The sequence below is a fragment of the Vagococcus fluvialis bH819 genome (genome assembly GCF_900163795.1).
GTDB lineage: Bacteria > Bacillota > Bacilli > Lactobacillales > Vagococcaceae > Vagococcus > Vagococcus fluvialis_A.
Genome location: NZ_FWFD01000015.1, coordinates 205,772 through 229,828, shown reverse-complemented (window position 1 = coordinate 229,828; position 24,057 = coordinate 205,772). Strand labels below are relative to the sequence as shown.

General features: G+C 32.9%; 19 protein-coding genes, 1 pseudogene and 1 other annotated feature. Of the genes and pseudogenes, 6 read left to right on the top strand and 14 right to left on the bottom strand.

Going from position 1 to position 24,057, the window contains the following annotated elements; genetic code table 11:
- Positions 1–2: 2 nt before the first annotated feature.
- From FM121_RS14585 to FM121_RS10695, 3 genes and pseudogenes are all read right to left on the bottom strand, one after another.
- Positions 3–854: a MetQ/NlpA family ABC transporter substrate-binding protein gene (locus tag FM121_RS14585; protein ID WP_256958460.1), complete on the bottom strand. Its 852-nt coding sequence runs from the start codon at positions 852–854 to the stop codon at positions 3–5.
- A gap of 18 nt (positions 855–872) precedes the next feature.
- Positions 873–1,556: pseudogene (locus FM121_RS14670) on the bottom strand (methionine ABC transporter permease); the annotation flags it as partial.
- Positions 1,549–2,586, bottom strand: coding sequence for a methionine ABC transporter ATP-binding protein (locus FM121_RS10695; protein ID WP_086952156.1), 1,038 nt, complete (start codon positions 2,584–2,586; stop codon positions 1,549–1,551). The pseudogene FM121_RS14670 and the gene FM121_RS10695, both read right to left, overlap by 8 nt.
- Positions 2,587–2,662: 76 nt before the next feature.
- Positions 2,663–2,914 (bottom strand) — a binding site (T-box leader).
- A 169-nt stretch (positions 2,915–3,083) separates the two neighbouring features.
- On the opposite strand from FM121_RS10695, the gene deoC reads away from it, so the two are divergent.
- On the top strand, positions 3,084–3,755 hold the full coding sequence (gene deoC, locus FM121_RS10690) for a deoxyribose-phosphate aldolase (protein WP_086952155.1): 672 nt from the start codon (positions 3,084–3,086) through the stop codon (positions 3,753–3,755).
- A gap of 396 nt (positions 3,756–4,151) precedes the next feature.
- On the top strand, positions 4,152–4,688 hold the full coding sequence (locus tag FM121_RS10685; RefSeq protein ID WP_086952154.1) for a hypothetical protein: 537 nt from the start codon (positions 4,152–4,154) through the stop codon (positions 4,686–4,688).
- 60 nt (positions 4,689–4,748) lie between these two features.
- Here the strand turns inward: FM121_RS10685 and FM121_RS10680 are convergent, their stop codons facing one another.
- The 4 genes from FM121_RS10680 to abc-f form a co-directional block, all read right to left on the bottom strand.
- Positions 4,749–5,006: a metal-sensitive transcriptional regulator gene (locus FM121_RS10680; protein ID WP_086952153.1), complete on the bottom strand. Its 258-nt coding sequence runs from the start codon at positions 5,004–5,006 to the stop codon at positions 4,749–4,751.
- A gap of 33 nt (positions 5,007–5,039) precedes the next feature.
- Positions 5,040–6,677: an FAD-dependent oxidoreductase gene (locus FM121_RS10675; RefSeq protein ID WP_086952152.1), complete on the bottom strand. Its 1,638-nt coding sequence runs from the start codon at positions 6,675–6,677 to the stop codon at positions 5,040–5,042.
- Complete coding sequence (locus tag FM121_RS10670) at positions 6,678–6,989, bottom strand: rhodanese-like domain-containing protein (RefSeq protein WP_086952151.1); 312 nt, start codon at positions 6,987–6,989, stop codon at positions 6,678–6,680.
- 114 nt (positions 6,990–7,103) lie between these two features.
- Positions 7,104–8,651 (bottom strand): ribosomal protection-like ABC-F family protein, encoded by a 1,548-nt coding sequence (gene abc-f, locus FM121_RS10665; protein ID WP_086952150.1) that lies wholly within the window; start codon positions 8,649–8,651, stop codon positions 7,104–7,106.
- Between the two features lie 334 nt (positions 8,652–8,985).
- On the opposite strand from abc-f, the gene FM121_RS10660 reads away from it, so the two are divergent.
- Positions 8,986–9,798 (top strand): NUDIX hydrolase, encoded by an 813-nt coding sequence (locus FM121_RS10660; RefSeq protein ID WP_086952149.1) that lies wholly within the window; start codon positions 8,986–8,988, stop codon positions 9,796–9,798.
- 24 nt (positions 9,799–9,822) lie between these two features.
- Positions 9,823–10,533, top strand: a complete 711-nt coding sequence (locus tag FM121_RS10655; RefSeq protein ID WP_086952148.1) for an alpha/beta fold hydrolase — start codon at positions 9,823–9,825, stop codon at positions 10,531–10,533.
- A gap of 238 nt (positions 10,534–10,771) precedes the next feature.
- On the opposite strand, the gene FM121_RS10650 is transcribed toward FM121_RS10655, so the two are convergent.
- On the bottom strand, positions 10,772–12,430 hold the full coding sequence (locus FM121_RS10650) for a glycerol-3-phosphate dehydrogenase/oxidase (protein WP_179203857.1): 1,659 nt from the start codon (positions 12,428–12,430) through the stop codon (positions 10,772–10,774).
- 154 nt (positions 12,431–12,584) lie between these two features.
- Between FM121_RS10650 and FM121_RS10645 the strand changes: the two genes are divergently transcribed.
- A complete protein-coding gene (locus tag FM121_RS10645; RefSeq protein ID WP_086952146.1) occupies positions 12,585–13,118 on the top strand; it encodes a DUF2179 domain-containing protein in 534 nt (177 codons plus the stop codon).
- A gap of 100 nt (positions 13,119–13,218) precedes the next feature.
- On the opposite strand, the gene FM121_RS10640 is transcribed toward FM121_RS10645, so the two are convergent.
- The 5 genes from FM121_RS10640 to FM121_RS10620 all read right to left on the bottom strand — a co-directional run bounded on the left by FM121_RS10640 (position 13,219) and on the right by FM121_RS10620 (position 19,979).
- Positions 13,219–14,052 carry a pyruvate, water dikinase regulatory protein gene (locus FM121_RS10640; RefSeq protein WP_086952145.1) on the bottom strand — a complete coding sequence of 278 codons (834 nt, stop codon included), beginning with the start codon at positions 14,050–14,052 and terminating at the stop codon, positions 13,219–13,221.
- A 5-nt stretch (positions 14,053–14,057) separates the two neighbouring features.
- Positions 14,058–14,675, bottom strand: a complete 618-nt coding sequence (locus FM121_RS10635; RefSeq protein ID WP_086952144.1) for a helix-turn-helix transcriptional regulator — start codon at positions 14,673–14,675, stop codon at positions 14,058–14,060.
- 20 nt (positions 14,676–14,695) lie between these two features.
- Positions 14,696–17,323: a pyruvate, phosphate dikinase gene (gene ppdK / locus FM121_RS10630; protein ID WP_086952143.1), complete on the bottom strand. Its 2,628-nt coding sequence runs from the start codon at positions 17,321–17,323 to the stop codon at positions 14,696–14,698.
- A 168-nt stretch (positions 17,324–17,491) separates the two neighbouring features.
- Complete coding sequence (locus FM121_RS10625; protein ID WP_086952142.1) at positions 17,492–18,271, bottom strand: TraX family protein; 780 nt, start codon at positions 18,269–18,271, stop codon at positions 17,492–17,494.
- A 157-nt stretch (positions 18,272–18,428) separates the two neighbouring features.
- A complete protein-coding gene (locus FM121_RS10620) occupies positions 18,429–19,979 on the bottom strand; it encodes an ABC-F family ATP-binding cassette domain-containing protein (protein WP_086952141.1) in 1,551 nt (516 codons plus the stop codon).
- 422 nt (positions 19,980–20,401) lie between these two features.
- Between FM121_RS10620 and FM121_RS10615 the strand changes: the two genes are divergently transcribed.
- Positions 20,402–21,265, top strand: a complete 864-nt coding sequence (locus FM121_RS10615; RefSeq protein WP_086952140.1) for a YitT family protein — start codon at positions 20,402–20,404, stop codon at positions 21,263–21,265.
- Between the two features lie 57 nt (positions 21,266–21,322).
- Here FM121_RS10615 and FM121_RS10610 read toward each other — a convergent pair whose 3' ends face one another.
- Positions 21,323–23,683, bottom strand: coding sequence for an HAD-IC family P-type ATPase (locus FM121_RS10610; protein ID WP_086952139.1), 2,361 nt, complete (start codon positions 23,681–23,683; stop codon positions 21,323–21,325).
- Positions 23,684–24,057: the final 374 nt, after the last annotated feature.

Here is a 24,057-nt window from a genome sequence, read left to right as displayed (position 1 = left end):
TATTAATCCACTACCGATATAGTTCCGTTCCATTTTTCTTTGATGAAGGCTTTAATTTCGTCTGAATGGAGTACTTCGACTAGTGTTTTGATTTTTTCACTATCTTTATCTTCTGTTCTTGCTGCGATAACGTTGGCATATGGTGAGTTATCGCCTTCTACAATCACCCCGTCTTTTTCTGGGTTTAAACCTATGTTTTCTGCGAAGTTTGCATTAATAGCAATTAAATCTCCTTCATTATTCTCATAAGTCGTTGTCATAATTGCCGGATCAATGTCATACTTGAATTTCAAATTTTTAGGATTTTCTGCAATATCATCAAACGTTGCTTCAACTAAGTTTGTTCCTTCTTTGACTTTGACTAGTCCAGCATCTTGGAGCATTGTAATCACGCGTCCCCAATCAGTTTGCGAGTTACTTACTAAAATAGTTGCACCGTCTTTAACTTCACTAACTTTTTTAACTGATTTGGAATAGAAAGCCATTTTTTCTAAATGAATGGCCCCCGCATTAACAAAATCATAGTGTTTATCTTTAATCTCTTTATCCAAATAAGGAATATGTTGGAAATAATTAGCATCTAATTCTTTTTCTGCTAAAGCTTTATTAGGTAAAACAAAATCTTGAAAGACTTTAATTTCTAAATCATAGCCTTTTTCTTTAAGTAAAGGTTTTGCTTGTTCTAATATCTCAGCATGTGGTGTTGCAGATGCGCCTACAATAATTTTGTTGGTAGCATTTTTAGTTTTTATAACTTTTTGATTTGGTCCGCTTTGGCCACCAACAACTAAAGATAAACCAATAATTGCCGCAACAATCAAACCAAATCCTAGCCCAATTTTTTTCTTACTAATGGTACTGGTTGAGCTATCTCGTTTATCAACTAGTTTAACTAAAATATCACCTAACCATTGAATGATAAAAACAATTAATAAGATTAATAGCGTTGACAGCATAATAATCGAATAATCATTCCCCATAAATCCCGCCTGATAAGCAAGGGTTCCTAATCCCCCTGCACCAACAGCTCCTGCCATTGCTGTAAAACCAATCATGGTAATTGAGGTTACGGTAACACCAGAAATAAGTGCCGGTAAACTTTCTGGAATCAACACTTTAAAAATAATTTGAAACTTGTTAGCTCCCATTGCTTCACTTGCCTCTAAAACACCCTTATCCACTTCACGAAAGGCAATATCAACAAGGCGCGCGTAAAATGGCGCTGCTGATAAAACAAGTGCTGGAACTGCTGCACTTGGTCCTAACATTGTTCCTATTAGTGCCTTGACCACTGGAAAAAGTAAAATCATCAAAATTATAAAAGGCACTGATCTAAAGGTATTACTAATAATAGATACGATATTATAACCAAATTTAAAAATTGGTTTGTCATTTTTTTCAAAATAGAAAAGCATCAATCCAACTAATATTCCTAAAATAAGAACGAAAAACATTGAAACTAGCGTCATGTATAGTGTTTCTTTAGTCGCTTCAACAAAAGCATCCACTTTAATATTCGAAAAATTAAAATAAGTTTCTATAAATCCTTTATCCATATTGCAACACCTCAATTCCTAACCCATTTTTTTCAAAGAAAACTAAACTTTCACTTAAAATACTAGATTCACCCGTCAGTTGAACTAACATTGTTCCAAATGACATTTGGTTCGTCCTTCTAATATTGGCTTGAAGAACATTCACATCTATTTTGTATTGTTGAATTAATTTTGAAATAACGGCTTCATTTGCTTTTTCAGCTTCAAATAATAACTTAACAATCATTCCATCTGGATAGGCATCCAATAAGAATTGAATCGCTTCTTCATTTTCTTCACCATCAACAAGAGCATCTTGCTTCACAAAATTTTTCGTGACACTACTTTTGGGATTTTTAAAAACAGAGAAAACTTCACCAGTCTCTATGACTTCTCCTTGTTCCATGACTGCTACTTTGTGGCAAATCTTACGAATAACATTCATCTCATGTGTGATTAAAACAACAGTCAAATTTAATTTTTTATTGATATCTAGTAAAAGATCTAGTACTTCATCTGTTGTTTGCGGATCAAGGGCACTTGTTGCTTCGTCACACAGTAAAATTTCCGGTTCATTAGCTAAAGCACGAGCGATTCCAACTCTTTGTTTTTGTCCACCAGATAACTCACTAGGATAAGCGTTTTCCTTACCTTCTAAGCCAACAAGTCTCACTAATTCTTGGGCTCTATTTAAACGATTTGCCTTTGGGTAATTACTTAATTCTAGTGGGAGTAAAATATTATCAATTACCGTTCTTGACCAAAGAAGATTAAAATGTTGAAAAATCATCCCAATTTTTTTCCTGAAATCTCTAAGCTCTTTTCCTTTTAAGTTGCTGACATTTTTCCCATTAATCACAACTTCTCCTGATGTTGGTGTTTCTAAATTATTAAGTAATCTAATTAGCGAGCTCTTTCCAGCTCCTGAAAAGCCAATGACACCAAATATTTCACCTTTTTCAATACTTAAATTTACATTCTTAACTGCTTCTACTCTGTTGGTTTTAGTTTGATATATTTTATTAACCTTTTTTAATTCAATCATGCTCATATCTTTTTCTCCTCCTTTTAATTGTATTAGAAAATAAAAAAAGCTTCCCTCCTCTATCTACTTTTATAAAAAGTAAACAAAGGACGAAAGCATTTCGTGTTACCACCTTTAGTTTGTCATCATTTCACAACAATGACCTTACCCAGTACGCAAGAAAATTCTTTGAATACTGTTGTCCAATAACGGGAACTCCCGAAAAAAGTTAACTAAGTAGCTCGCTTTTTTATGCTCAAAGACCATCTTCCATTTTCTTCGTAGCTCCTCTTTCTCACCATCCGAGGTCTCTTAAAACTGTCCAAAAATGTACTCTTCTTCTCAACGCTTTTATATATTGAAGCAAGTCTAACAAATTAATGAGAACGTGTCAATGAAATTTTAATAAAAGAATGATTTAATCTTTTTTTAGTAAAATATACTTAAAAAGAAATTAAATTAATGATAGAATAAAGAAGTAGTTTAGCGTTTACAAATACTTATATAAAAGGAGTTTTTTATTAATGGAATTAGCAAAATATGTTGACCACACACTCTTAAAACCTGATGCAACAAGAGAACAAATTAAACAATTATGCGAGGAAGCAGCGGAGCATGATTTCGCATCTGTCTGTGTTAATCCTTTCTGGGTTAAATTTTCTAGTGAATTATTAAAAGATGCAAAAGCTAAAGTTTGTACAGTTATTGGTTTCCCTTTAGGAGCAAATACGACTGAAACAAAAGTATTTGAAACAAAAGATGCTATTTATAACGGTGCTGATGAAGTCGATATGGTCATTAATATCGGTGAATTAAAAGCTAAAAATTATGAATTTGTTCAATCAGATATTGAAGCTGTTGTTGAAGCAGCTCACCCAACAACACTTGTAAAAGTCATCATTGAAACATGTCTTTTAACAGACGAAGAGATCATCAAAGCATCAGAATTAGTTGTGGCTGCAAAAGCTGAATTTGTTAAAACATCAACTGGATTCTCAACAAATGGTGCAACTTTTGAAGCAGTAAAATTAATGAAAGACACTGTAGGAGACAAAGCATTAGTTAAAGCTTCTGGTGGCGTTCGTTCAGTTGAAGATGCTACCAAAATGATCGAATTAGGCGCTGACCGCTTAGGAACTAGCTCAGGTCTAAGCCTAGTTAACCCAACCGAAAAAACAGAAACAAAAGGATATTAAACAGGGTGAATAAAAAATCGTTTTGCTCCAAGTAACTGGAGGTAATATCAAACAATCCGCTTTTTGGATTGATTGTATTTAGTGAAGTTATCGAAGGAGCAGATTTTTTATTCCTGACTACATAAAGTGGTGAAAAAGACGCTTAGCTCCAAGTAACTGGAAGAATTGAGAAGTAATTCGTGCTTTTTGAATTGATTATCGGTTCTGAAGTTGTCGTAGGAGTTGTCTTTTGAACCCTGACTTAAACAGGCAATCGTTTTGCTCTGAGTAACTGGAGGAACTCTCCTTTGAACCCTAATCATTAAAAATTATAAGCAAAATAGAAAGAGTCTGACAAAAGATCAATTTGATATTTCCAGTCAGGTTCTTTTTTATTTTTATGAAAGGATTGACTATATGGAACAAGCACAAGTAATAGTAATAAGCGGTGTGATGGGTAGTGGTAAAACCACTTTAACAAAAGCTTTGAGTAAATTTTTTAAACAAAGTATCACTATTGAATTTGATAATTATAACATTGACCAATTGATTAATGCTCCTTCAATTGATACACCTATAGAAGTTGCCGTAAACCAATATGATATCTCTGCTTTAATCATTGATTTAAAAACCGAACTTTTTCTCAACCATTATATTTTTATTGATTTTCCTTTTGGGTATCGACATAAAGAATTAGCTCCATTTATTGATTTCACATTTTACATCAAAACACCTCTTGATATATGCTTTGCTAGAAAAATTTTAAGAGATTTCAATTCTAAAAATGGGCTCGATATGCAAGAGTGGGCAGAGACTTATCTTTCTTTTGCAAGACCCCTATTTTTAAATCATGAACTTTTTATTAGTGACTCTGTTGATTCAATTATCGATGGTACCCTTTCTACAAAAGAACAAATAGAAATAGTAAGCCACTTTATAACCCAATCAATTTAAGATTGCAAAGTAAAAAAACTCTTAAAAGATTTTTATGTTCCATCCTTTAAGAGCCTCTTCTTATTTCTTCACCACTAAATCAATTGCTTCTTGTAATTTTTCATCGGTTAAATCTTCAGCAGTTAAGCAATCTTTTAAATTTTCAGCAACAATAACTCCAATCGCACGGTCAATACTAGAACGAATAGCAGATAGCTGAATGACAATATCACGACATGGTTGTTCCTCTTCTACCATATTAATGACACCTCTAATTTGGCCTTCACTTCTTTTTAAACGATTTTTTATTTTTTTTCTTGTTTCATTCCCATCAGTCATTGTCTTTCCTCCTAAAAACTTCTCCCCTTTATTTTAGCTGTTATTAGCTTCATAAAGCAAATGTGAACCGTCTAAATTTTTAACTTGATAACCATTTTGTGTAAGCATTCTAGAAGCTATGTAACTTCTCTGACCACTATGGCAACTCAATATAATTTCTTTATCCTTTGGTATTTCTTTCATTCTAGCTCTTAACTCATTTAAAGGCAAATTAGTAAACCCTGGAATACTCCCCTTTTTAAACTCTTGTGTAGTTCGAACATCAATTAAATAACTTCCTAATTCACGAGCACTTTCTAATTCATCCAATTGAATATTATTTGTAATTCCCTCTATGATATTCAGTGCTGCATAACCAGCCATATTAACGATATCTTTGGCTGATCCAAAAGGTGGCGCATACGTGAACTCCAACTCTGGTAAATCTTCTACTGTTAATCCCGCTTTAATAGCTGTTGCTAATATATCAATTCGTTTGTCTACGCCATCTTTACCAACTGCTTGCGCTCCGTATATTTCACCTGTTTTAGGATGGAAAAGTAACTTAAGAAAAATCATGCTCGCATTTGGATAATAACCCGCATGATTTTTCCCTTCCACATGAACAATCTTAAAGTCATAATTCAGCATTTTTAATTGCCGCTCGGTTAATCCAGTTGAAGCAACAGATTGATCAAAAATTCTCACAATAGCAGTTCCCAAACTTCCCCTGTTTTTACGGTCTATTCCTGCCAAAATGTCCGCCACTTGTCTACCTTGTCTGTTAGCAGGGGATGCAAGTGCAATCATCGTATCTTCGCCTGTGATATGGTGCTTAACGATAATCGCATCACCCACAGCATAAATATCCTTAACAGACGTTTCATAAGAGCCATCTACTAAAATTCCGCCACGCATTCCTAGTTCAATTCCTGCTGATTCAGCCAAACTATTTTCTGGACGAACGCCTACCGATAAGATAATTAACTCCGTTTCTATTTTTTTATCATTATCTAAAACAAGTGTTTTACCTTTATTCTCAATTGCAACAACACTTGTACTTGTTAAAACAGATAAATCGTTTCTAACTAACTCTTGGTAAGCAAATGCTGCCATCTCTGAGTCAACCGTTGGTAAAACATGTGGAGCCATCTCAATAATGGTAACTTCAATTCCTCGTTTAGTTAAACTTTCTGCCATTTCAAGACCAATAAATCCAGCTCCAATCACAGCTGCTTTTTTAGGCTTTAATTGATCAATAGCTGATACGATTCTATCTACATCAGGCACGTTTCTCAACGTGAAGATATTTTCAGCAGTTTCCATTCCTGGCAATAGTGGTATAAAAGGTTTCGCTCCAGGAGATAAAACTAATTGATCATAACTTAATTCGTACGTATCAGTATCTGTCTTAACCATAATTTTTTTACTAGCCGAATCAATTGCCACTACTTCTGATTTAACTCGAACATCTAAATTAAATCGAGCTTTTAAAGATTGAGGTGTTTGAACTAATAATTTACTTCGATCTTCAATTTCATCTGATACATAGTAGGGTAAACCACAGTTCGCAAATGAAACATCTGGACCTTTTTCTATGATAATAATTTCTCTGTTTTCATCTAATCTTCTTAAACGAGTGGCACAAGACATTCCACCTGCCACACCACCTACAATAATTGTTCGATTCATTTATTTTCCCACCTTCACTGATTTTTTCCACTGATTCATTCCACCCTGAACATTAAACGCATCATATCCAGCTTTAATTAGATAATCTGTTGCTTGTTTACTCCTTGCGCCTGATTGACATATAACATACACCGGCTTATTTATCTTTCCTTTATATGATTTGATTCGATCTAAAGGAACATTTTTGGACTTAGCAATGTGACCACCTTCATACTCCATTTGACTCCTAACATCTATTAATTCGATTGGTTGTGTCAGTTTATTTTCTAATTGATCCATTGAAATAGTTGGGACTTTTTTAAATAAAAACATAGTAAACCTCCATAGACTTGATACGCCTAATATACCCCCTACCCTATAAAAAGTAAAGTAGAAGATCTTACAAGATAAAAAAGAGACTAACACTTTTTTGTCAGTCTCTACTCATTAATTCAGTTTCAATTGCTTCATTATTTCTAACAACTCTTGATCTAATTGATCTTTCAACTCATCATTTTTTTCAATTGCTAGTTGTGATAACAAACTTGTTTTACGCATTTCTAAAACCATTTTTTGATCATCTTCAGAATTTTGTTTTGGAGTCTTTTCAACTTCTTTTAGATTAGTTATTTTTCTGTTTTTTATTTCTAAAACAGTATCTGCTACTCTATTAACAAAATACTGATCATGACTGACAAAAATGATCGTTCCTTGATAGGCTCTCAGTGCTTCTTCTAATACTTTTAAAGATTTTATATCCAAGTGATTGGTAGGTTCATCTAAGATTAGTACATTACTTTTTCCTAATATCATCTTAGCAATTGCCACTTTTGTTCGCTCACCACCGCTTAGTACGGAAACCTTTTTATTAATCGCTGTTCCTCTAAATAAAAGATGAGCTAATAAATCTCTTGCTACTTGTTCCTCATAATTTGATGTTATTTGAACATTATCAATGATACTTTTATTATCTGCTAGTTGATTTAAACTCTGACTAAAATAAGCAAAATCAGCTTTTTTAGCTATTTTTAAAGATTTATCATGAGCTAAAACTGTTTTCAATAGGGTTGTTTTTCCACTTCCATTATGGCCAACTAAAGCGGTTCTTTCACCTGTTTTAATTTTAAAATCTGATTGAAGCAACAGCTCTTTGTCTTCTATTTTCAAATCAAATTTTTCTGCTTCAATCACTATTTTTTTATGTATTTTTTGCCCTTCAGAAAAGGGTAACGATAATTCTTTTTTCTTCCATGGTTTATCCACCACTTCTAGCTTTTCTAATCTTGTTTCAATCGTTAGGGCCTGTTTTGATAATGCTTTTTTAGCAGCTTGTCCTTTCCCCCTCTTGTGGAGACGAGCTTCTGAGTTTCCCATTCTTTTTGGTGCTTTTTTTATTCCTGTACTTTTATCGTGTAACTGTTGCATTGAATCAGTTAATCGCTCTTTTTCTCTAACATAATTTTGATATTTTTTTTGGTACTCTTTTTCTTCTATTTCTTTTTGATAGAGATAGTCATCATAATTACCACTATAGTGACGTACAATCCCACCATCAAGCTCAAGTATTTCTTCACACATTTGATTTAAAAATTCACGATCGTGAGAAACGATTAATAGACATCCCTTAAAATATTTCAGTTCCTTAATTAAATAATCACGACCCTTTTGATCTAGATGATTCGTTGGTTCATCAGCCAGTAAAATATCAGCCGTGTGGTGAACGGCTTTTCTGATTTTTTCTTTGGTTTGTTCACCACCACTTCTAGTATCATCAGTTTCTAAAAATTGACCAATCATCGAAACATTGTCTGAATGAATTATTTGTCCTTCATCCATCTCTTCTTTCCTAGCAATTAAATTAAGTAACGTTGTCTTACCACTACCATTTTCACCAACAATTCCAATTCGTGCTTGTTCATTAATCGTTAGTTCTGGTAAATCAATTAATAAGCGTTCTCCAATATATTTTTTTAATTTTTTTATCTTTATAGACATAAAGACATCATCCTTTCACTTTACGAATGGATGATGTCTTTCAATATACATAAAAAATTCATAGAAAAATACACATACTAAAGGTATTTTTCTACATTCACTTGTTAGTATATAGGTAAATAGACGCACTCATCCACTGTAATTTTTAAAATTTATTAAAAAATTAGTTAGCGAATGAATTCCACATAGTCTTAATTACCTATTCCTCTCTTTAAATTAATTACATGTTAACAAATTACTTTTAACTTTTCAAGCGATATTTGCTTGATTCGTAGGATTTATTTGTTAAAATAATAATGGTAATGATATCCGCCATGAAGAAAGGAAGTCCTATATGTCTTCATCTAAACAAAAAACGAAAGAGCAACACTATTTTGAAACCCAGGTCTCTGAAACAGAATTTTTAGCCTGGTACAAAACACAACATTTTCCAACTCAAGACATGCCTTCTGTCACGGTTGACATGGTTCTTTTCTGTTATAATAAAGAAAATGATGATTTTAAAGTCTTATTAATTAAAAGAAATACACATCCTTTTCAAAATTCTTGGGCCCTTCCAGGAGGTTTTGTAAAAAACGGTGAAGCTACTTCTGATAGTTGTATCAGAGAAGCAAAAGAAGAAACAAACGTTTCCATTACTCACAGTCACGTCGAGCAACTTCATACATTTAGCACGCCTGGTCGTGATCCACGTGGTTGGGTAATTACTGTTAGTTATTTAGCCTTTATCGGGGAAGAACCTTTAAAAGCAGGTGATCAAGCCTCTGATGCTACTTGGTTCTCACTGGAGCGTCATGGTAACTTATTATCTTTAAGAAATGAAGATGATGCCGAAATAGTCCTTAACATTGAGACAGGTGATTCATTAGGAAAAGAAAGTTTAGCTTTTGATCATTCACAAATTATCATTAAAGCTTTTAATCGTGTTTGCAATAAAATGTACCACGAACCTCAAGTCTTGCGTGTTTTAGGAAATGAGTTTACAATTACAGAAGCAAGGAAAGTTTACGCCAAATTTTTAGGATTAGACTATCGAGAGATTGATCATTCAAATTTCAAAAAATCTCTACTTCCTTATTTTAAAGAAATTGGCGAAAAACCAACAGGTGTTGGCAGACCTTCTAAAATTTATGAACTAAAATTTTAATTCTAGAAAGAAGTGACTTTGATTATGGAAAAAATAATTTCTGCTAAAGATGGTTCACCTATATTTTACCGCACTATCGGGCATGGCGAACCGCTCTTTTTCATTCATGGAAACAGTGGGAGTCATCAATACTTCAAACGTCAAATTGACTATTTCAAAGACCGTTATCAACTTATTTTAATGGATACTAGAGATCATGGTCTTTCTAAAAACACAACCAATAAACTAACATTTGAACAAATCATGGCTGATATTAAGATGATTCTAAAAAACGAAAAAATAAAAAAAACATCCTTTTTTGGCTTTAGCGATGGAGCTAATATTGCCTTAACTTTTGCAACGTATAACCAAGAGTATGTGAGCAAATTAATACTAGTTTCACCTAATATTACTTTTGATCAATTGATTCCTTATCAACGGTTTATGTCTGATAAATTATATTGGATGGCTAAAAATATTTTTCGCTCTCCAAAAAAATCAAGAGTTTTCCAATTAGCAAGAAAAGATTTACCTATTTTACCTGAGCAGACAAAGAGATTAAAAATCCCTTCTTTATTCATTATGGGAGATCATGATATTGTGAAACCTGAAAAAATGCGAAATTTTGTTAAAAATGTTCCAAATGCTACTTTAAAAATTATCAAACATTGTGGACATTCAGTTCCAAGATTAAAACCAACACAAATTAATCAAATGAGTCTTAATTTTTTAACAAAAAAAACAGCTGAACTATAAAAAAAACACCATTGAAACCACTTCTAGAAGATTATTTGCTCATAAAAAAAGAGGCTGACCCAAATGTCAGCCTCTTAATTGTTTATACGGATGATTTTTAATAGTCAGGGGATTAAAACTCTGCTCCCACAACAATTTCACCAAAAGTGAGCAATCAAAAACAACGACTGTTCATTTTTTCTGTCAGTTACTTGGAGTTAATCTCTTTTTTCACTACCCTGATTAATTTTCTTTGAGCCTAGATTGCATAAACTGTATGTTGATTTATTTCCACTTCAACTTCTTCTTTAATTCCTTCAAGTCTTTCAGCATCCCAGTTATAGTAAGAGTTCATATAATTGATTACTTCATCTTTAACTTGTAAGCATTTTTCAATGTTAAAGAGCATACTGCTACTTCTTCTCAATAAGAAGTCGATTGGATGAATCACCATTTCTTCTTCTAAACCATAACGTAACATCGCATAAGTTACATTATCTAATGAAGTATTGTTATCTTCCATTAAATATTGATAAACTTTCAGTACATTACCACCATAACGGTGTGTTAATTGTGATGCTTCTTCTTCAGATAAATTATAGTTATCTTTGCCAATCCGAATACCATCTAAAACGAATTCTTCAAAACCTTGTCCTCCACCAACTTCACCACCTGAAAGAACTTGGTTTTTAGTTTGGCAAGAAATATAAACAGCTTCATATGATTTTTCCATATCTTTCAAGACTTTGTCCACAATTTCCTCTGCCATTTTACGATAACCTGTTAATTTACCACCGGCTATTGAATAAAGTCCACGATCCGAAACAAAGATTTCATCTCTTCTTGAAATTTCAGAAGGATCTTTTCCATCTTCATGGATTAAAGGACGAACGCCAGCCCATGCAGATTCAACATCTTCGATTTTAAGAGGGTCAATATCAAACATTTGGTTAACACCTTCAATAATATAAACAACATCTTCACGTTTTATCTCAGGTTCTGCCGGATTTTTTTCATAGAATGTGTCAGTTGTCCCAATATAAACCTTTTCTTCACGAGGAATCGCAAACATCATACGCCCATCTCCGTAAGGTGTATCGAAATAAATCGAATTAGTAATTGGAAATTTTTTACTATCTACTACAACATGAACTCCTTTTGTTAAATGTAAAAATTTTCCTTTTTTAGAGTTATCCATATCACGAATTTGATCTACCCAAGGACCAGCTGCATTAATCACACGTTTAGCGTAAATTGGGTATTCTTTTTGGTTAATTGTATCAAGAACAGTTACCCCAACAATTTTTCCAGTTGTATTGCTATAAAGTAATTTAACGACTTTAGCATAGTTAGCGATTAAGCCACCCATTTCATTGGCTTTTTTTATTGTTTCAAGAGTTAAGCGACTATCATCTGTTCTATACTCAACATAAACGCCAGTTCCCTTTAAGCCCTCTTCTTTTAAGAAAGGTTCTCTTTTTAAGGATTCTTTTTTATCTAACATAAATTTACGTTCATCTTTTTTTACTCTTGCTAGACGATCATAAATATCTAAACCAATCGATGTGGAAAAAGAGCCAAATGTGCCTTTATCATAGAATGGTAGTACCATCTTTAAAGGTGTCGTAACATGAGGAGCATTTTCATAAACAACCGCACGCTCTTGGCCTACTTCAGCAACTGTTTTAACGTCAAACTGCGCTAAGTATCTTAAGCCACCATGAACCAACTTAGTAGATCGGCTTGATGTACCTGAAGAGAAATCTCTCATTTCAACTAATCCGACATTTAGTCCACGGCCAACACCATCTAATATGATACCAGCACCGGTAATTCCTCCACCGATAACTAAAACATCTAATTCATTTTGTGACATTTCTTCTAAATGCTTAATTCTCTCTTTATTTGAAAATAACATGAGACCACTCCTAGACATTTTTTGTTGTTAATCGTTTACACTATTTATTTTAACATACTTATCATATTTTAATCAGTATTTCACTTCAAATTTATTTACAATTTTTGGTTTTATGATAGCATGATAGTACTAGTTATTCAAAGGAGGTTTTATTATGGATTGGTCCATTTTAATTAAAATATTTTTGGTGAACTTCTGTTATATTACTCTGAATACCATTCGATTTATGTTAACAATGAAAGGTTACCGAATTATTGCCCCACTCGTCAGTATGATTGAAATTACTATTTATATTGTTGGTTTATCTTTGGTATTAAATCATATCGATAGTCCAATTAATATTTTTGTTTACGCTCTAGGTTATGCCGTTGGAATTAGTGTAGGCATTCGCATTGAAGATTATCTAGCACTTGGTTACATCATGGCTACTGTTATCGTTCCTGATGACGGTTTAAAGCCAACATTCACTGCTGAATTAAGAGATAACGGCTTCGGAGTAACTAAGTACTATGGTGAGGGAAAAGATGGGCAACGACTTGTTTTAGAAATTCTATCTCCTCGTAAAAATGAACGAAATTTATACAAGTTAATTAAAGAATTAGACGATCGAGCTTTTATTATCTCTCATGAGCCTAAGTATATTTCAGGTGGCTTTTGGACAAAAAAATTAAAGCGACATAAAAATTAGAGTGGTGAAAAAGGGGCTTTGCTCCAATTGAACCCGGACTAAAATAAAAAAGTGGTACAAAAGCAATGTCATTTAATTTGCTTTGTACCACTCTTTTATTTTAATTAATTGTTTTGCCATACTCTTCAATTAATTGAGCTGATTCTTCAATCGATTTATTTTCAACATTAATAATTGTTGCTCCAATTTTTTGATATAAATTTTGTGAAAATGCTAGCTCTTCTTTAATTCTATCAAGAGAAACATAAGATGAGCTGCCAGTTAATCCCAATGAAACTAAACGTGATTGACGTACTTTTTTTATGTATTCAGCATCGGCAGTCAGACCAATTATTTTCTTAGAATCAATTTGGAATAGTTCTTTAGGTATTGGTACTTCAGGTATTAGAGGTAGATTGGACACTTTAAATGAGCGATTAGCCAAATACATACTTAAAGGCGTTTTTGAGGTTCTCGAAATACCCAAAATAACAAAGTCTGATTTAGCAAAACCTTTGGGATCTTTCCCATCATCATATCTTACTGAAAATTCAATCGCTTCTACACGGTTAAAATATTCTTCATCTAGTTGGTAGAGAGAACCACTTTTAAATGTTGGTGTCATCTGTGTTCTTTCTGAAATAATAGTTACTAAAGGTGACATATAATCAATGTATTCTAAGCCTGTTCTTTTTGAAAAATCAGAACAAAGAGTATTTAACTCTTTATTGACCAAAGTTGTCACAACCACTGCTTTTTCTTGTAAAGCATCAGCCAAAATATTTGTTAAAACTTCTTCTGAATCAACAAAAGGAAATTTTTTAATTTCATAATTAGTTAGATCTGGAAATTGGGCTAAAACGGCATTAATCACTCGTTGAGCCGTTTCTCCAATCGAATCAGATACAACAAATAATCTCACTTGACGATAATGACGTTCTCTTAGTTTATTCATAAAATTTATTCGCTCCCCATCTTAATAAAATGTTGCATAATACCTGTTTTTGATATCTTTCCAATTACTTTTTTAGATTTTTTATTTTCGACAACTGGCAGTGAATCAACCTCATGTTGTGTTAGTAGACGTCCTGCTTCTACAATAGTCATCTCTGGATATGCCGTTATAATATTAGGCATCCTTGTCATAATCACTGCAATCGATAAACTATTGTCTTGGTTATTAATTAAACTTCTAAGTAAATCTTTTCGTGATACAAGTCCTACTAAATCTCCTGTCTCCTCTTGAGTTACATATAATGAACCACTGTCATACATAAAAAGTGAGGTAGTAGCATCTAAAATACTTGTTTTTGGAAAAACAATAATACTTGAAGTCATTAAATCAGCTACTTTTTTTTCAAATAATTGTTCATGTAGTAATGGTTCAAAAGATAAACCTGAATAAATATACCCTACTTTAGGTCTAGCATCTAAGATTCCCGTCATCGTTAAAACGGCTAAGTCACTTCTTAACGTCGGTTTAGTCAACCCTAAATGTTCTGCAATCTTATCTCCACTAATAGGCTCATTCATTTTTACAATCTCTATTATTGCTTTTTGACGCTCACTTAACTCCATATCGGTCCCTCATTTTATACTTATTTTTTCATTCTAATACCACTTTGTGCTGCCGCAAGATAGGCCACAGGCACTCTGTATGGTGAACATGAGACATAATCTAAACCTAATTGATCAAAGAATTCAATAGAATGTGGGTCTCCTCCAAGTTCTCCACACACACCAATTTTCATACTTGGCTTAACCTGTCTTGTTTTTTCAACAGCTATTTTTATTAATTCACCCACACCGCTTACATCTATGGTCTGGAATGGATCAACTGGTAAAATACCCTCGGCTAAATATTGATTTATATATTTAGCCGCATCATCTCTGGAGAAACCAAATGTCATTTGCGTTAAATCATTCGTTCCAAAACTAAAGAAATCTGCTTCTTTAGCTAAATCATCTGCTATTAAACAAGCTCTTGGCAATTCAATCATGGTCCCAATCGTAAAGGAAACATCACACTTTTCAGTTTCTATAATATGTTTAATATGTTCTTCTATTTTTTCTTTTAATAAGCTCAGCTCACCATCCATACCAACTAATGGTATCATAATTTCTGGCGCTACGTCGACGTTCTTTTCTTGTTTAAGTGAAATCACACTTCTAATAATCGCTTCTGCTTGCATGATATATAATTCTGGATAGGTTACTGCCAATCGGCATCCTCTGTGGCCTAACATTGGATTAATTTCATGTAACTCATTCACACGTTGTTTTAAGTACATAAAATCAACATTCATCTCTTGGGCTATTTTTTTTAACTCACTCTCCTTTGATGGCACAAATTCATGAAGCGGTGGATCAAGTAAGCGAATCACTGTTGATTGACCTGCAATAGTTTCAAAGATAGTTTTAAAGTCTTCGATTTGGTACGCTAAAATAGTTTGCAAGGACTTGTTTCTAATTTCCTGATTATCAGCTAATATAAAACGGCGCATTTCTATTAGTCTTTCTGGTGCAAAAAACATGTGCTCTGTTCTAACTAAGCCAATACCACTAGCATTAAAAGCCATTCCTGTTTTAATATCAGCTTTTGTTTCAGCATTCATCCGAACGTCTAATCTTGAAAATTCTTTTGCCCAAGACATGATTGTTTCAAAATCAGCATTTTTTTCTGATAATTCAAGTGCTACCTCACCAACATAAAGATCACCACTCGTTCCATCAACTGAAATAACATCTCCCTCATTCAACGTTCCTTTAGGGTACTTAATTATTTTTAAAAACTCATCAATATCTAGTTCGCTACATCCAGCAACACAACAAGTTCCCATGCCGCGAGCTACCACAGCCGCATGAGAAGTCATTCCTCCACGGCTCGTTACAATAGCTTCACTTACAATCATGCCACCAATATCTTCTGGAGAAGTTTCTTGTCTTACAAGAACCACTTTTTCACCTCGATCAGTCCATTCTTTAGCCGATGCCGCATCAAAACAAATTCTTCCTGTTGCAGAACCTGGACTTGCTGGTAGACCCACTGTTGAAATAAGTTCGGCTTTTTTTAAGCCTTCTGCTACAAAAACTGGATGGAGAAGTTGATTAACGGAATGAGGATCTAAACTTAGGATCGCTTCTTCTTTAGTATTTAAACCCTCTGACACTAAATCAACAGCTATTTTAAAAGCAGCATGTGCTGTTCTTTTTCCATTTCTCGTTTGGAGTAGATAAAGTTTTTTATTTTCAATCGTGAACTCAATGTCTTGCATATCTCGATAATGTTTTTCTAAAATTTCTGACATCTCGAAAAATTGGTCATAAATTTCAGGCATGCTTGTTTTTAACTCTGAGATTGGCGAAGGGGTTCTAATGCCAGCAACCACATCTTCTCCTTGGGCATTGATGAGATATTCACCGAATAATTTATTTTCACCTGTCGAAGGATTTCTTGTAAAAGCAACTCCAGTTCCACTATTTTCACCGCTATTACCAAAGACCATTAACTGAATATTTACAGCTGTTCCTAAGTCATCTGCAATATGGTGAAGTTTTCGATAAATATTAGCACGTTCATTATTCCAAGAACTAAAAACTGCTTCTACAGCTGCTAACAGTTGTTCTTGTGGATTTTGTGGAAATGCTTGTTTTTTAATCTCCAAATAAATTCGCTTATATTCATGAACAATCTCTTTTAATTGGGACGCAGTTAATTCAGAATCTAATTTCACTCGATTTTTTCTTTTATAAAACTCTAAAAAATTTTCAAAATGTGAACTATCGATTCCATAAACGACATCACCAAACATCTGAAGTAACCGACGATAACAATCATATGCGAAGGACTCATCTTGTGTTACTTCAGCTAAATAGACAACATTTTCATCGTTAAGCCCTAAGTTAAGCACAGTATCCATCATTCCGGGCATGGAGAATTTAGAACCACTTCTAACAGATAATAGCATCATATTTTGAGGATCACTCAAATATTTACCTGATCGATGTTCCAGGTCTTTAATATTTTTTTGAATCTCTTCTTGTAACTCTACAGTAAAATCACGATTATTATTCAAATAACTCATACAGGCTTCAGTCGTAATGGTAAAGCCATCTGGAACTGGTAAACCTAAACGTGTCATTTCAGCTAGATTTGCTCCTTTACCACCTAAAAGCCCTTTCATTTCAGAATTTCCTTCACTGAAGCAGTACACATTTTTTGTCATCAATAATCCTCCAAACATTTTATTAAATCTAAAATCATTATATAATACGTATTATATAATTTCAATAGTACACGCTATTTAATTTTAAAAAGCAAAAAAAGAGGGTAATTTGGATATATCACCCTCTTTCTATCTATTTAATTTTTTATTACCGACATTCTTTCTAAACTAATTAAAAAAATTAGTATATAGATAAGACAAGATATACAAAATATAAATATGAGCTGGATAAAAAATATAAAAGAAATACTTACTTCCTTTTCCTCTTTGACCGTTATATAGCGCAATTAAAAAAATAGAAAAAATCATCATCCATTGATGATTGCCTGACAAGAGATTAGTAAAATTAAATCCTGTAGAAATCAAACCAACTAGTAAAATAGCAAGATATTGTAAATACCTTTTTTCTCTAAAAAGATATAATACTGCACCTAAAATAACAACCAAAAATCCACCTTCAACGGTTATAAACGATGGAAATATCATTGAAGTATAAACAGCTAACATTGGATTTGTAGAAAAAAACAGCAAGAATAATATCGTTGAAATAGTTGGTAGAATAACCATTATTAAAGCTTTTAAAATTTTTTTCTCTTTTAGACTATCAATCATGGACATCATCATTGTCGCAAGTAACAAGGTTCCAAAGACATTATTGATTAATTGAACATTCTCCATCGGAAAGGTACGTTCAAAAATTAAACTAAGAATATTCATCATCCAAAAACCAATCAATAAACGTAACATATATTTTTTACGATCTCTTGTATAATAAAATCCTTCTGCTGCCATGAATAAAAAAACGGGTAAGACTAGTCTTCCTAACATACCAAACCATAACGGAACACCAGCATAGTTAAACATTTGATGAACATGATCAAAGACCATTAATACGATTCCAATAAATTTTAATTGTGTTCCTGTTATACCAAATTTTTGTTGATTCATTTTACCCACTCCTTTTTAAAAGTTAATTATATAATAGCTTGTTTTTGATTACTTTTAGAGTGGATTGGCTTACAATCATCTTACGGTTTTGTCATAAAAAATAAATAAGGAGCTGTGGCACAAGTTTTAAGCCTCATGCCACAGTTCCTATCTTTTTCTATACATGTTTTAATGTATTGCTCTCTACATCAAACTCTTTATCTACCAAACCATTATAAAATTCTGGCTCATGGGAAACAACTATTAATGTTCCTTCGTAATCTTTTAATGCACGTTTCAAACCATCTTTTGTTCCTTGATCTAAATGGTTCGTTGGCTCATCTAAAATTAAGAAGTTACTTTTCTTAAGTGTTAAGCCACATAATTTAACTTTTGTTTGCTCTCCTCCACTTAACTGATCCAATGCTTTAGTTACATTATCATCAATAATCCCACTACGAGATAAATAGCGACGGACTTCTTTATTATTTAATTTTGGAAATTGTTCCTTGATCCAATCAAAAGCTGATTGATGAGGATTGGACCACACTAAGTCTTGAGAGAAATAACTTATTTTTGCTTCTCTTGATAGCTCGATGTCACCATTAATTGCTTGTAATTCACCAATTAACGTTTTTAATAAAGTGGACTTACCGATGCCATTGAAACCATTGATTGCTATTTTTTCACCATTTTGGACTAATAAATTGATCGGTGGTAACAACGCTTTTTTACTGTAACCAATTTCTAAACGTTTCACTTCAACAACTAAATTACCATGAGATGCTATATACGGAAAATGGAAATGGCCTGGTTTTGGTGAAACAGGTGGTGTTAATCGGTCCATTCTATTTAGTTGCTTTTCTCGACTTTTTGCCATTGTTGAGCGGCTACCCGCTTTATATTTTCTGATATAACTTTCTAACTTATCAATTTCTTTTTGTTGTTTTTCAAACTCACGATGTAAATGCTCTTGTTGCGCTTCTTTTTGTTTCATCGCTGCATCATAATTTCCCATGTATTTGGTCAGCGTTTGGAATTCAATATCACAAATACAATTCGTTACACGGTTTAAAAATTCCCGGTCATGAGAAATAACAATATATGTGTCTTCTAATTGATTTAAATAATCTGACAACCAATCAATATGTTCTGTATCTAAGTAGTTAGTTGGCTCATCTAAAAGAAACACATCAGCTTTTTCCAATAGCAGTTTTGCTAGCGATACTTTTGATCGTTGTCCACCACTTAGAGCCTCTACTTCACGGTCTAAACCTAAAGCATTAATACCTAAGCCTGTAGCAACCCGTTCAATTTCTGTCTCAATATTATAGAAGTCATTATTTTCTAATGTATCTTGATACTGACCTATTTCTTCTAATAAATTATCATCATACGTCTCCGCGTAAGTCATATACAATGCTTGAATCTTGTCATTAACTTCATATAAATATTTAAACGCTCGCTTTAAATAATCAAAAATAGTATCTCCATCATCATAAGTCAGTTGTTGTTCTAAGTAAGAGATGCGTAAGTTATTTTGCCAAATAATTTGTCCACCATCTGGTAAAACTTCTCCTTGAATCATTTTTAAAAGAGTGGACTTACCTGCTCCATTCTTACCAGTTAAACCAAGATGTTCTCCTTTGTTTACTCTTAAATTACTGTCTTTATATAAAACTTTATCTGGTAATTCATAATCTAAATTTGTAATTGTCAATATACTCATTTTCTTTCCTTCTTTCTGCAAATTAAAAGAGATTAACCGAAATTTTGTGGTTAATCTCCCTACTTCTATCTTAGACAAAAATAGAGAAGACGACGGAAACATTTTCAAGTCGCCCTCCCCACAATCACTACTAGAATAGAAGTATCAATAAATAAGACTGTTATTTCCAGTCTTTTTTAATTACTTATTCTCAATAGTGATGAAGAAATTTTTCTTACGCTCTGAACATATGCTTCATCTATTTCTAATGTTCAGAGCAGATTCGTCTAATCAAGACCATTTTGCTCACCCTTAACTTTATTAAGTGAAATATAACATACTAAAAAATGTACGTCAAACATGAAATTTTTCAAAAAAATGTTTTCATTGGTTGATAAGTCTACCTAAATACGTTAACATGACTTCTTGGGGAGGAATTTGTTATGATAATACAAAAATTAAATAGTCTGTTTGGTAAAAAAACAGTTGAAATTTTCTTAATTACTATCGGTTCATTTGTTGTTTCTTTAGGCTTTAATGCTTTCTTATTTCCAAATAAAATTGTTTCTGGAGGTATTAATGGACTAACGATTATTCTTTTTGAAACCTTTCATTGGTCTCCAAGTCTTGTCCTTTACTCTGTTAACATTGTCTTATTATTCCTTTGTTATTTCATTTTAGGTAAAGAAGTTTTCATGAAAAGTATCTTAGGAAGTTTGCTAGTTCCTTTATTTGTTTCTTTATTACATGATATGGAACCTGCAACGAAAGATCCTATTTTAGCTTCAATCTTTGGTGGGGTAACCATCGGGATCGGCGTTGGCCTTGTTTTCTTAGGAAATGGCTCAACTGGTGGAACTACTTTAATTGCAAAAATTATTCAGAAATATACCCAATTAAAATTAGGTTTATTAACAGGTTTTTGCGATGGTTTAGTTATTTTAAGTGCTCTTTTTGTTTTTGACATTCAGCGTGTTTTATACGCAATGATTGCTTTATATCTAACTGCTCGTGTGATTGATATGGTGCAAGTTGGACCTGACTTATCAAAAAATCTCTTTATTATTTCACCCAAATTTGAAGAAATTCGTGAATCTCTTCTTCATCAACAGCAAACAGGTGTAACCTATTTACCGGTTGAAGGAGGTCATCGATTAGATCAGAAAAAAATGATTATGACAGTTATTCGCGATAATGATTACACAAAGATTAAACAGGCCGTTTTAGATATTGACCCAGAAGCGTTTATGGTTATTTCAAGTGCTAATGAAGTTTACGGAAAAGGATTTACTTTATTTAAAGATTAAGTAGCCTATCAAAAAAGGATCTCAACCATCAATACTTGGTTGAGATCCTTTTTTTGTCTAACTAGCTTTTTTCTTGTTCTTAAACTCTAAATTAAGTAAATAATGAAAAACTTTTTTTAAACCGTAAAAAACAAAAGGCGCTGCAATCATTAACGGCACATAAATAATCATTAAGCGAAAATCAAAGATATTAACCAATGAAAAAATACTCTCAAAGAAAATAAATATGATTAAAAAGATCGTTGCCAATGTTGCAATTAGTGTCATAATTTTCCACGTAATTGGTTTTGCAATAAAATATAGAGCAATAAAACAAACTAAACCTGTTAACCAAACGGTGACTGTTGATTTTTCATCGTAGCTCCAATTTAATCCATTTCCAATAATTTCAATAGCTAGTGAAAAGACAACCACACTAAAACCACTTGCCAAAGCTGGTTCAAAAACATTTTTCAAAAATTTTCCTTTAATCGGTGCTGTATTTGGTCGTAATGCTAAGAAAAATGACGGAATACCAACTGTTAATGAGCTAATTGGACTTAGCTGAATTGGTTGGAAGGGATATGTTGAGGCTAAGAAAATAAACAATACGGCTAAAACCATCGAATAAACAGTTTTAGTTAAATAAAGAGAGGCTACTCTTTGAATATTATTGATCACTTTTCGACCTTCTAACACCACACCTACCATAGAATCAAAATTAGAATCCAACAATACAAAATCAGCAATACCTTTAGCCGCGTCACTACCATTAGACATAACAATACTACAATCAGCTTTTTTAAGTGCTAAAATATCATTCACACCGTCCCCCGTCATTCCAACAACATGCTCTTCTGCTTGAAGCGCTTCTACTAACAAACGCTTTTGCTCTGGTGAAACACGTCCAAAAATCCGATATTCTTTAATTAAATCTGGAATATCACTGTCATCAACTTGGCTCATATCTATTTTTTTATTAGGATTAGAAACCCCCGAACGTTTGGCAATTTGTGACACTGTTTCTGGATGATCTCCTGAAATAATACAAATATCCACTTCTTGATCTTTAAAGTATTGAAGTGTCTGTGGTGCCTCTGGTCTGATTTCATCCTCTAAGTAAATAAAACCTAAAAGAGTTAAATCTTCGGGCAATTGAGTTCCGGTAATCTGATAGTTACTCTTAGCAACTGCAATAATTCTTAATCCCTGAGACATCGCTTCTTTCATTTTTTTAACTTGCTCTGATTCGAACTCTTGAAATAAATATTCAGGAGCCCCCATATAGTAACTTCCTTCGTTTTCAAATGAAATAGCACTCCATTTTCTAGCAGATGAAAAAGCAATTTGTTTTGAGGTTTTTAAATGATCTGATTTTTTATTAAAACAAGCTAGCAATGCTTGCCCTGTTGCGTTATCTTCATCTAGACCATGAATCATCGAACCCACCAATTCTCCAAATGAAAATAGATCTAAGTGACTATTAGGAAACGGTTCACTTTCAACTACTTTTAAATTACCACTAGTTAACGTTCCCGTTTTGTCTAGGCATAATACGTCAACTCTTGCCAGCGTTTCAATAGAGCCCATCGTTTGAACTAAAACATTCTTTTTACTTAACTTCACTACACCCACTGCTAAAGCAACAGATGTTAGTAAGACTAAACCTTCTGGAATCATACCAATCATAGCAGCAGTGCTTCCCAAGATAGCTTTATCAATGTGAACACCACTGGCAATACTTGTTGTCATCAGAATGGCTCCCACCGGAATAATCACAAACGTCAAAATACGAATTAATTTTTTCATCATAATGATCAGTTCACTATATATTCCTTTAGTCTGCTTAGCTTCCATAGTTAGTTGATAAGAATAACTTTCCTCTCCAACTTTTGTCGCTTGCATGATGGCATTACCACTCACTACAAAACTACCTGAAAAAACGTTAGAACCTGACATTTTTTCAACTGGATCTGACTCACCGGTTAATTGAGATTCATCACATTCAATTCCTTCAGTTTCAATAATAACACCATCAACAATAATTTGTTGACCACGTCTGATCATTATCAAGTCATCTTTGACCACTTCGTCTTGTGGTACTTCAATTTTTTCAAAATTTCTAATAACAAATGCTTTTGCTTGATTTAGTATAGTTAGTTGATCAATGTTTTTCTTAGCTCTAATTTCTTGATAGATTCCGATAAAAGTATTCGTTATAATAACTCCTAAAAAGAGTAAATTTTTATAACTCTCTGTATATATGATGAAACCGGCTATGATTAAGTTTATAAAGTTAAATAATGTTAAACTATTTTCTGCTAAAATTTGTCTAAAATTTCGTGTTGTTGTTGGAGCAGAAGTATTTACCTCTCCTCTAACTTTTCTGTTAGCAACTTCTGAGTTTGTCAATCCTGGGTATTTACTTTTATTTTCCATCCACTTACCTCGATCGCTTATTTTTCAAATTACTTGTCACTTAAATAAATAAAAATTAACATTTTTATATTTTGTATACTATTAGACTACCATTAATAATTTAAATAAAACACGTACCTAAGACCGAGTTAGGATAAATTTAATAAAAAGGTGGCTTAAAAATCGTTTTGCTCCGAGTAACTGGAAGTAATAAGAAACAATCGATTTTTTCACGATTGATTCTTATTGGTGAAGTTACCGAAGGAGCAGATTTTTAAGCCCCGTCTATCAGAAGGTGGTGAGAAAGGCGATTAACTCCAAACAACTGGAGGAATCCATAAACAATTAGCTTTTTGGGTAAATTAACAATAATAAAAAGAGATTGGCATGTAAGC